We start from the raw sequence: 8,425 nt of genomic DNA on the forward strand, positions 1-8,425 counted from the left end.
GCACCGTCCCGGCCGGAGCCGACCTACCCTTGGCCCCATGGAGTGGACCATCCACCAGGTCGCGGTGAGCGCGGGAGTCACCAGCCGGACCCTGCGCCACTACGACGCGATCGGGCTCCTGCGCCCCTCCCGGGTCGGCGACAACGGTTACCGGTACTACGACGCTGACGCCGTCGCCCGCCTCCAACGCGTCCTCCTGCTGCGCGACCTCGGCCTGAGCCTTTCCGTCATCGCGGACGTCCTGGACCGCGAGGAGGACGAGGAGGGGGCCCTGGCCGAGCACATCGCGCTCCTGGAAGCCGAGCGCGACCGTCTCGACCGGCGGATCAGTGCCGTCCGGTACACGCTCGACGCGCGTCGCTCGGGGCGGGACCCCTCGATGGGGATGATGTTGGAGGGCTTCAACGACCCCTACGAGGACGAGGTCGTCGCCCGGTGGGGAGAGGAGGCCTTCCGGAAGAGCAACGCCTGGTGGCGCGGGAAGACCACCAAGCAGCGGATCGAGTGGAAGCGCGAGACCGACGTCCTCGTCGCCGCGTGGACGGCGGCCTGGCGGGACGGCGCGGACCCGGCCTCGGACCGTGCTCGGGAGCTGGCGGTCCGGCACGTGGAGTGGCTCCGGCGCATCCCCGGGACCCCGGTGGCCGAGGGCGACCGCGAGCGCTCCGTCGAACTCCTGCGCTGCCTGGGCGACATGTACGCCGAGGACCCCGGCTTCGCCGACACCTACGGCGGTCCGGGCGGCGCCGCGTTCGTGCGCGACGCCCTCCGCGCCCACGCCGAGCGCTCCGTGTGACCCGCCGCCTCCCGTGCCGCGGCGCCGCCCGCCGTACGCCTTTCCACTCCGCGAGGGCCGTGATACGTGTGATGGGTTCCACACGGGCGGATTCCGCGCGGATCCCGCGTCCCGGCCCCCGCCCGTGTCCCGGCACGGCAAGGAGCCCGGATTGAGTTCTCGCGTTCCCCAGAGCAGCTACTCCTCAGGCACCTCCGACATCCCGCTCCTCGGCGACACCATCGGCGCGAACCTCGCCCGCACCGTCGCCGCCCACCCGGACCGCGAGGCCCTGGTCGACCGCGCGGGCGGGGTGCGGCTCACCTACCGCGAGTTCGACGCGGTCGTCGACCGGGTCGCCCTCGGGCTGCTCGACCTCGGCGTCGCCAAGGGCGACCGGGTCGGCGTGTGGTCCCCCAACCGCGCCGAGTGGGTCTACACGCAGTACGCGACCGCCCGGATCGGCGCGGTCATGGTCAACGTCAACCCCGCCTACCGGACCCACGAACTGGAGTACGTGCTGGGCCAGGCGGGCATCTCCGTCCTGGTGGCGGCGCCGTCGTTCAAGACCTCCGACTACGCGGCGATGATCGACGAGGTCCGGGGGCGCTGCCCCGACCTGCGCGAGGTCGTGCTGTTCGACACCCCGGCCTGGTCGGCCCTGCTCGCGGCGGGCGAGGCGGGGGACCGGTCGCGGCTGGCGGAGATCGAGGCGGGGCTGTCGCCGGACGACCCCATCAACATCCAGTACACCTCGGGCACCACCGGATTCCCCAAGGGCGCCACGCTCTCCCACCACAACATCCTCAACAACGGATTCTTCGTGGGGGAGTTGTGCGGATACACGCACGTCGACCGGATCTGCGTTCCGGTTCCCTTCTACCACTGCTTCGGCATGGTGATGGGGAATCTGGCCGCCACCAGCCACGGCGCGTGCGTGGTCCTCCCCGGTCCCGGGTTCGACCCCGCGGCGACCCTCGACGCCGTCCAGGCCGAACACTGCACCTCCCTGTACGGGGTGCCCGCGATGTTCATCGCCGAACTGGCCCTGCCGGACTTCGACGACTACGACCTCTCCACGCTGCGCACCGGGATCATGGCGGGCTCACCTTGTCCCGTCGAGGTGATGCGCCAGGTCATGGGCAGAATGGGCATGCGCGAGGTGTCCATCTGCTACGGAATGACCGAGACGTCCCCCGTGTCCACCCAGACCCGCCGCGACGACACGGTGGAGCGCCGTGTCTCCACGGTGGGCCGGGTGGGTCCGCACCTGGAGGTCAAGGTGATCGACCCGGACACCGGGACCACCGTCCCGCGCGGGACCCCCGGCGAGCTGTGTACCCGGGGCTACTCGGTCATGCTCGGCTACTGGGACATGCCCGACCGCACGGCGGAGGCGATCGACGCGGGCCGCTGGATGCGCACCGGCGACCTCGCGGTCATGGACGACGAGGGCTACGTCAGCATCACCGGCCGGATCAAGGACATGGTGATCCGCGGCGGGGAGAACGTCTATCCGCGTGAGGTCGAGGAGCTGCTGTACACCCACCCCGACATCCTGGACGCGCAGGTCATCGGCGTCCCGGACGAGAAGTACGGGGAGGAGCTCATGGCGTGGGTGCGCATGCGCGAGGGCGCCGAGCCCATCGGCGCCGACGGGCTCCGCGCCTTCTGCGAGGGGCGGATCGCCCACTTCAAGATCCCGCGCTACGTCCACGTCGTCGACGAGTTCCCGATGACGGTCACCGGCAAGGTCCGCAAGGTGGAGATGCGCGAGCGGGCGATCCGGCTGCTGGGCTGAGACCGTTCCCGGCCACGTGCCGAAACGCACGGGACGGGGCCCGCCCTCCGCGGTGACACGCCGTTCGGAGGGCGGGCCCCGGGTTCCCGCACGGGGTCCGGGGCGGGGTCCGGGCCCCGGACGCGACGCGGACTCAGGCCCCGGACGGAGCCGTGTCCATGTCGGAGGCCAGCAGCTCCGCCAGTCCGTCCAGGGCCTGGTCGGCGGTGTCGGCGTCGTCGCAGGCCAGGGTCACGGTCTCGTTGTGCCCCGCGCCCATGGACATGACCGCCAGGACGCTGCGCGCGTCCACCGGGTCGTGCCCTTCGCGGGCGATGGTGACGGGCAGGCCCGTCTCGTTGACGGCCTGCACGAAGAGGGCCGCGGGCCGGGCGTGCAGTCCGAGGTGGGATCCGACGGTCACGGTGCGCTGGGGCATGTCAGTCCTTCTCTGCTCGAGGGCGGCGGGGCGGATCACAGGTCGTCGATCCGCCACCGCGGGTCGGGGTCGGCCACGACCGTGGCCTCGTGCGCGGCCACGTCGTTCGGCGTGGGGATGGTCGTACCGGGCAGGGAGACGGCGGCCGTCCCCCAGGACACGGCGCGGCCCAGCCCCTTGTCGGGGAGGCCGTCCTCGCTGAGGTAGCCCGCGAGGGCGCAGTCGCCCGCACCCACAGTGCTGCGGGTGCGTACCCGGGGACCGCGCGCCCACCAGGTTCGCTCGGCGTCCACGAGTATGGCCCCATGGCCGCCCAATGTCACGAGGGCCAGCTCGTTGCCCCAGGAGAGGACCTCGCGGGCGGCTCCCACGACCGCCTCGACGGTGGGCAGGTCTTGTCCGGTCAGCTCGGCGAGCTCCTCGCGGTTGGGCTTGAGCAGGGTCACCCTGCCCGCGTGGGCCGCCTTGGCGAGCGGTTCCCCCGAGGTGTCCAGGGCGAGCGGGACCCCGTAGGCCGAGGCGAGTTCCGCGACGCGGACGTACAGGTCGCTGGGTACCCCCGAGGGGAGACTGCCGCACGCCACGATCCAGTCCGGGTCCAGAGCCAGTTCCTGCTCCAGGACGTCGAGGAGGGCGTCGGTCTCGGCGGCCGACAGGACCGGGCCGGGGGCGTTGAGCTTGGTGGTGGTGCCGTCGGCCTCGGTGACCGCGATGTTGGCGCGTGTCTCGCCCCCGATGGGCACGGCGACCTGCGGGAGGTCGTCGAGGAGGGCGGTGAGCTCGGCGCCGCCGCCTCCGCCGACGGGGAGGACGGCCCGGGCCGGGACACCCGCACCGAGCAGCGCCCGCGCGACGTTGACGCCCTTGCCTCCCGGCTGCGCGTGGGTGGCGCTCACCCGCAGGACCTCGCCGCGAACGAGGCCGTCCACCTCCAGGGTGTGGTCCACGCTCGGGTTGGGCGTGAGGGTCAGGATCATGGCTCTCTCCGACGTGTCTGCGCCCGTCCCGGTGCGGCTTGTGGGTATGGCTTTGATTATGTGTGTTTGGTTGCGTGTGTCAAGGGTGTTGTCACGCGGGGTTCATCGTCGCGGTGGGCGGGATTTCCCGGACGTGGGCGGTTCGATGCCCTGGATCGTGCCTGGTGGGAGGCGTGTGTTCGGTGGCGTGGGGGATTGTGGCGCACAGGGTGCCGGTCGATGGGGACTGTTGGGGTATTGGGTCGTGATGCCTCTTGTGTGTCCTGGGCAACACAGCTAAACTCACAGAAAACCACGCCGAAACACAGGTGATCCAACATGTACGCGGAAGAGCGCCAGAGGGTGATCCTCGAACGCGCCCGGCGGGACGGCCGGGTCGACGTGACGGGGCTCGCCTCGGAGTTCGACGTCACGTACGAGACCGTCCGTCGCGACCTCACGGCGCTCGAACGCCACGGGGTCCTGCGCAGGGTCCACGGCGGCGCGATCCCCGTCGAGCGTCTGGGCTTCGAGCCCACGCTCAACATGCGTGATTCCGTGCTCACCGAGGAGAAGGAACGGATCGCCAAGGCCGCACTGGCCGAGCTTCCGGCCGAGGGCGCCATCCTGCTCGACGCCGGGTCCACCACCGGGCGCATGGCCGAACAGCTGCCACGCGACCGTGAGTTCACCGTGGTCACCAACTCCCTCTCCATCGCCCTCACGCTCACGCCGCGGACCAACATCAACCTGATGCTGCTCGGCGGCCGCCTGAGGGCCCGCACGCAGGCCACCGTCGACTCCTGGGCCCTGCGCTCGCTGGCCGAGTCCTTCGTCGACGTGGCGTTCATGGCCACCAACGGAATCTCCGTCGAACGCGGGCTCACCACGCCCGACACGGCGGAGGCGGAGGTCAAGAGGAGCATGATCGCGTCGTCACGGCGCGCCGTCCTCCTCGCGGACCACACCAAGGTCGGCAACGACCACTTCGCCCGGTTCGCGGGCGTCGAGGACCTCGACCGGATCATCACCGACACCGGTCTCGTCGAGGGTCTGGCGGAGGAGCTGGAAGCCGCCGGTCCTCCGGTCCTCACGGTCTGAACCCGACCATCCACAGATTCGACCCGGCACGCGTATCGCGCCGGCCACCTCCCAGGAGGTTCCCCCATGTCAGACCAGCAGACCACGACGAGCATGGCGTCAGTGCGCTCCGGCGTCCAGCGGTTCGGCGGATTCCTGTCGAGCATGGTGATGCCCAACATCGGCGCCTTCATCGCCTGGGGCCTGCTCACGGCTATGTTCATCGAAACCGGCTGGTTGCCCAACGAGAGCCTCGCCGAGCTCGTCGGGCCGATGATCACGTATCTCCTCCCCCTGCTGATCGCCTACACCGGCGGACACCTGGTGTACGACAGGCGGGGAGGCGTGGTCGGAGCGGTCGCCGCCACGGGTGTCATCGTGGCCGTGGACATGCCGATGTTCCTCGGAGCCATGGTCATGGGGCCGCTCGCGGCCTACCTGATGAAGAAGTTCGACGGCCTCGTCCAGCCCCGCATTCCCACGGGCTTCGAGATGCTCGTCAACAACTTCAGCGCCGGAATCCTGGCGGGGCTGCTGGCGGGCGCGGGGATCTACGCGGTCGGGCCCGTGATCGGCGCCGTCACCCGGGCGCTCGGGGCGGGGGTGCAGTTCCTGATCGACATGAGCCTGCTCCCGCTGGTGTCGATCATCGTCGAGCCCGCCAAGGTCCTCTTCCTCAACAACGCCCTCAACCACGGCGTCCTGGCGCCGCTGGGCGTCGCCCGCGTGGCCGAGCAGGGCAAGGCCATCGAGTTCCTCATCGAGACCAACCCCGGTCCGGGCCTCGGTATCCTCCTGGCCTGCATGTTCTTCGGCCCGAAGATCAGCCGCGCCACCGCCCCCGGCGCCATCCTCATCCACTTCTTCGGCGGGATCCACGAGATCTACTTCCCGTACATCCTCGCCCAGCCCAAGCTCATCCTCGCCGTGATCGGCGGCGGCATGTCCGGCCTGGCGACCTTCATGGTCCTGGACGCGGGGCTGCTCGCCACTCCCTCGCCCGGCAGCATCATCGCGCTCATGGCCGTCACGCCCCGCGGTGACCACCCCGCCGTCCTGGCGGGGGTCGCGGTCGCCACCGTCGTCTCCTTCGCCATCGCCTCCGCCCTGCTCGGCTTCGGCCGGGCCGAGCGCAAGGCGGAGAGGGCGCGGGAGGCGGAGAACGCGGAGTCGTCGGCGGCCTAGGGGAAACAGAACAAGGAGAGGACATCATGAGCAGCATCGAAGGCTCGGACATCAAGAAGGTCATCGTCGCCTGCGACGCCGGGATGGGGAGCAGCGTGCTGCTCACGTCCCAGCTCCAGCGCACGCTCAAGGCCTACGGCGTGACCGTCGCGCACTCGCCGGTGGACCGGGTCCCCGCTGACGCCGACCTGGTCCTGTGCCACACCGGACTGGCCGACCGCGCCCGCGCCCGGGTGCCCGACAAGGTCGTCATCGCCTTCCAGATGTACCTGGGGGACCCGGTGTTCGCCCGCGTCGAGCAGGCGATTCGGGACGGTGGGACCCTTGCCGACTGAACTGACCCTGACCACCGACGCGGTACGGCTGGGCCGCACCGCCTCCGACCGGGCCGACGCCGTCGACCAGTGCGGGGCCCTGCTGGTCGAGCTGGGCGCGGTCGAACCGGGCTACGTGTCCGCCATGCACGAGCGCGAGGCCTCGATCTCCACCTTCGTGGGTGAGGGCATCGCCATCCCGCACGGCACCGACGCCTCCCGGGCCCTGGTCAAGGAGACCAGGCTGGCCTTCCTCCAGTTCCCCGACGGGGTCGACTGGGGCGGGCCCACCGCCTACGTCGCCATCGGCATCGCCGCCTCCGGGGACGAGCACCTGGGCGTGCTCTCCTCCCTGGCGTCGGTCCTCACCGATCCGGAACGAGCCGCCCGGCTCCGTTCGGCCGCCGACCCGTCCGACGTGCTCGCGCTGTTGAGCCCGCGGCGGGACGGCTGAGGCCGGGAGCCCGACCCGACCGGGGCGGACCGCCGAAGCCGGTCCGCCCCGACACCGCGCGCCGCCGTCCTCGGCGCGCGGCCGAGAACCATCAGAAAGGTCCCCACATGCTCGTCGCCCGCTTCTACGCCCCCGGTGACATCCGCCTGGAGCAGGCCCCCGAACCGACCGCCGGGCCCGGCCAGCTCAAGATCGCCGTCGCCAACTGCTCCACCTGCGGCACGGACGTGAAGATCTCGCGCCACGGCCACCACCACATCGACCCGCCCCGCGTGATCGGCCATGAGATCAGCGGCCGGATCACCGAGGTCGGTGAAGGCGTCACCGGCTGGTCCGAGCAGGACCGGGTCCAGGTCATCGCGGCCATCCCCTGCGGTGAGTGCCACGAGTGCTCCTCCGGTCGGATGCCCGTGTGCTCCCGCCAGCAGTCGATGGGCTACCACTACGACGGCGGTTTCGCCGAGTACATGATCATCCCCGAGGCCGTGCTGGCCGTCGACGGCGTCAACCGCGTTCCGGACAACGTGAGCATGGCTGAGGCGTCCGTGGCCGAGCCGCTGGCCTGTGTGCTCAACGGGCAGGAGATCGCGGGGGTCGGCGAGGGGGACACGGTCGTCGTCATGGGCGCCGGTCCGATCGGCTGCCTGCACGTCCGCCTGGCCCGGGCCAGGGGCGCCGCCAAGGTCTTCCTGGTGGACATCAACCGGGGACGCCTCGACATGTCCGCGGACATCGTCCGGCCGGACGCCGCCATCTGCGGGGAGGAGACCGACGCCGTCGCCGAGGTCCTCCGCCTGACCGAGGGCCGGGGCGCCGACGTCGTCATCACTGCCGCCGCCTCCGGTCGCGCCCAGGAGGACGGCCTGCGCATGGTCGCGCGCGGCGGTCGGATCAGCTTCTTCGGCGGGCTGCCCAAGGACGATCCGATCATCCGGCTGGACTCCAACCTCGTGCACTACCGGGAGATCTCGATCTTCGGCGCGAACGGCTCCAGCCCCGACCACAACCGTCGCGCCCTGGAGCTGATCTCGACCGGAGCCGTGCCGGTCAGCGACCTCATCACCGAGCGGATGGGCCTGTCCGACGTGCACAAGGCCATCGAGACGGTGGCGTCGGGCACCGCGGTCAAGGTGACCATCGAGCCTTGACCCCGAGGAGGACACGATCCCTGGTCCAGACCACTGGTGTTCCGCCGCCTTTCACGATTGGCTGTGTACGAGGCATTCGCACACACCCGTCGGTTCCGAGAGGGGGCCGGGGTGAGCCGAGTACGAGCAAGGACCCGATCCAGGAGCGATGATGCCGAAGACCGGCCACCCGAGCCCAGACACACCGACCCCTGAGGAAGCGGTCCGTGCGGGGGCCGACGCGGGGGAGGACACGGTGGAGGAGACCGCCACCGTGGTGGACGCCGTTCCCGCGCACACCCCCCGCCTGGCGGG

The 8,425-nt window shown here is 71.0% G+C and carries 9 protein-coding genes; 7 read left to right on the plus strand and 2 right to left on the minus strand.

Features of this window, described 5'->3' with window-relative positions:
- Positions 1-37 precede the first annotated feature (37 nt).
- Positions 38-796 (plus strand): MerR family transcriptional regulator, encoded by a 759-nt coding sequence (locus tag D471_RS0114545; RefSeq protein ID WP_017599285.1) that lies wholly within the window; start codon positions 38-40, stop codon positions 794-796.
- A 151-nt stretch (positions 797-947) separates the two neighbouring features.
- A complete protein-coding gene (locus tag D471_RS0114550) occupies positions 948-2,576 on the plus strand; it encodes an AMP-binding protein (protein WP_017599286.1) in 1,629 nt (542 codons plus the stop codon).
- A 133-nt stretch (positions 2,577-2,709) separates the two neighbouring features.
- Here D471_RS0114550 and D471_RS0114555 read toward each other — a convergent pair whose 3' ends face one another.
- Both D471_RS0114555 and D471_RS0114560 read right to left on the minus strand, forming a co-directional pair.
- The gene (locus D471_RS0114555) at positions 2,710-2,994 is read right to left on the minus strand and encodes an HPr family phosphocarrier protein (RefSeq protein WP_017599287.1); all 285 of its coding nucleotides are present in this window, start codon (positions 2,992-2,994) and stop codon (positions 2,710-2,712) included.
- Between the two features lie 35 nt (positions 2,995-3,029).
- Positions 3,030-3,971, minus strand: a complete 942-nt coding sequence (locus D471_RS0114560) for a 1-phosphofructokinase family hexose kinase (RefSeq protein ID WP_017599288.1) — start codon at positions 3,969-3,971, stop codon at positions 3,030-3,032.
- A 318-nt stretch (positions 3,972-4,289) separates the two neighbouring features.
- Between D471_RS0114560 and D471_RS0114565 the strand changes: the two genes are divergently transcribed.
- The 5 genes from D471_RS0114565 to D471_RS0114585 all read left to right on the plus strand — a co-directional run bounded on the left by D471_RS0114565 (position 4,290) and on the right by D471_RS0114585 (position 8,131).
- Complete coding sequence (locus D471_RS0114565) at positions 4,290-5,051, plus strand: DeoR/GlpR family DNA-binding transcription regulator (RefSeq protein WP_017599289.1); 762 nt, start codon at positions 4,290-4,292, stop codon at positions 5,049-5,051.
- A gap of 66 nt (positions 5,052-5,117) precedes the next feature.
- Positions 5,118-6,215, plus strand: coding sequence for a PTS mannitol transporter subunit IICB (gene mtlA, locus D471_RS0114570; protein WP_017599290.1), 1,098 nt, complete (start codon positions 5,118-5,120; stop codon positions 6,213-6,215).
- A 26-nt stretch (positions 6,216-6,241) separates the two neighbouring features.
- Positions 6,242-6,550, plus strand: a complete 309-nt coding sequence (locus tag D471_RS0114575) for a PTS lactose transporter subunit IIB (RefSeq protein WP_017599291.1) — start codon at positions 6,242-6,244, stop codon at positions 6,548-6,550.
- Entirely contained in the window at positions 6,540-6,983 is a 444-nt protein-coding gene (locus D471_RS0114580) for a PTS sugar transporter subunit IIA (protein WP_017599292.1), read from the plus strand. Before D471_RS0114575 ends, D471_RS0114580 begins: the two co-directional genes overlap by 11 nt.
- 107 nt (positions 6,984-7,090) lie before the next feature.
- Positions 7,091-8,131 (plus strand): zinc-dependent dehydrogenase, encoded by a 1,041-nt coding sequence (locus tag D471_RS0114585; RefSeq protein WP_017599293.1) that lies wholly within the window; start codon positions 7,091-7,093, stop codon positions 8,129-8,131.
- Positions 8,132-8,425: the final 294 nt, after the last annotated feature.

The organism is Nocardiopsis lucentensis DSM 44048 (genome assembly GCF_000341125.1).
Taxonomy (GTDB): Bacteria; Actinomycetota; Actinomycetes; order Streptosporangiales; family Streptosporangiaceae; genus Nocardiopsis; species Nocardiopsis lucentensis.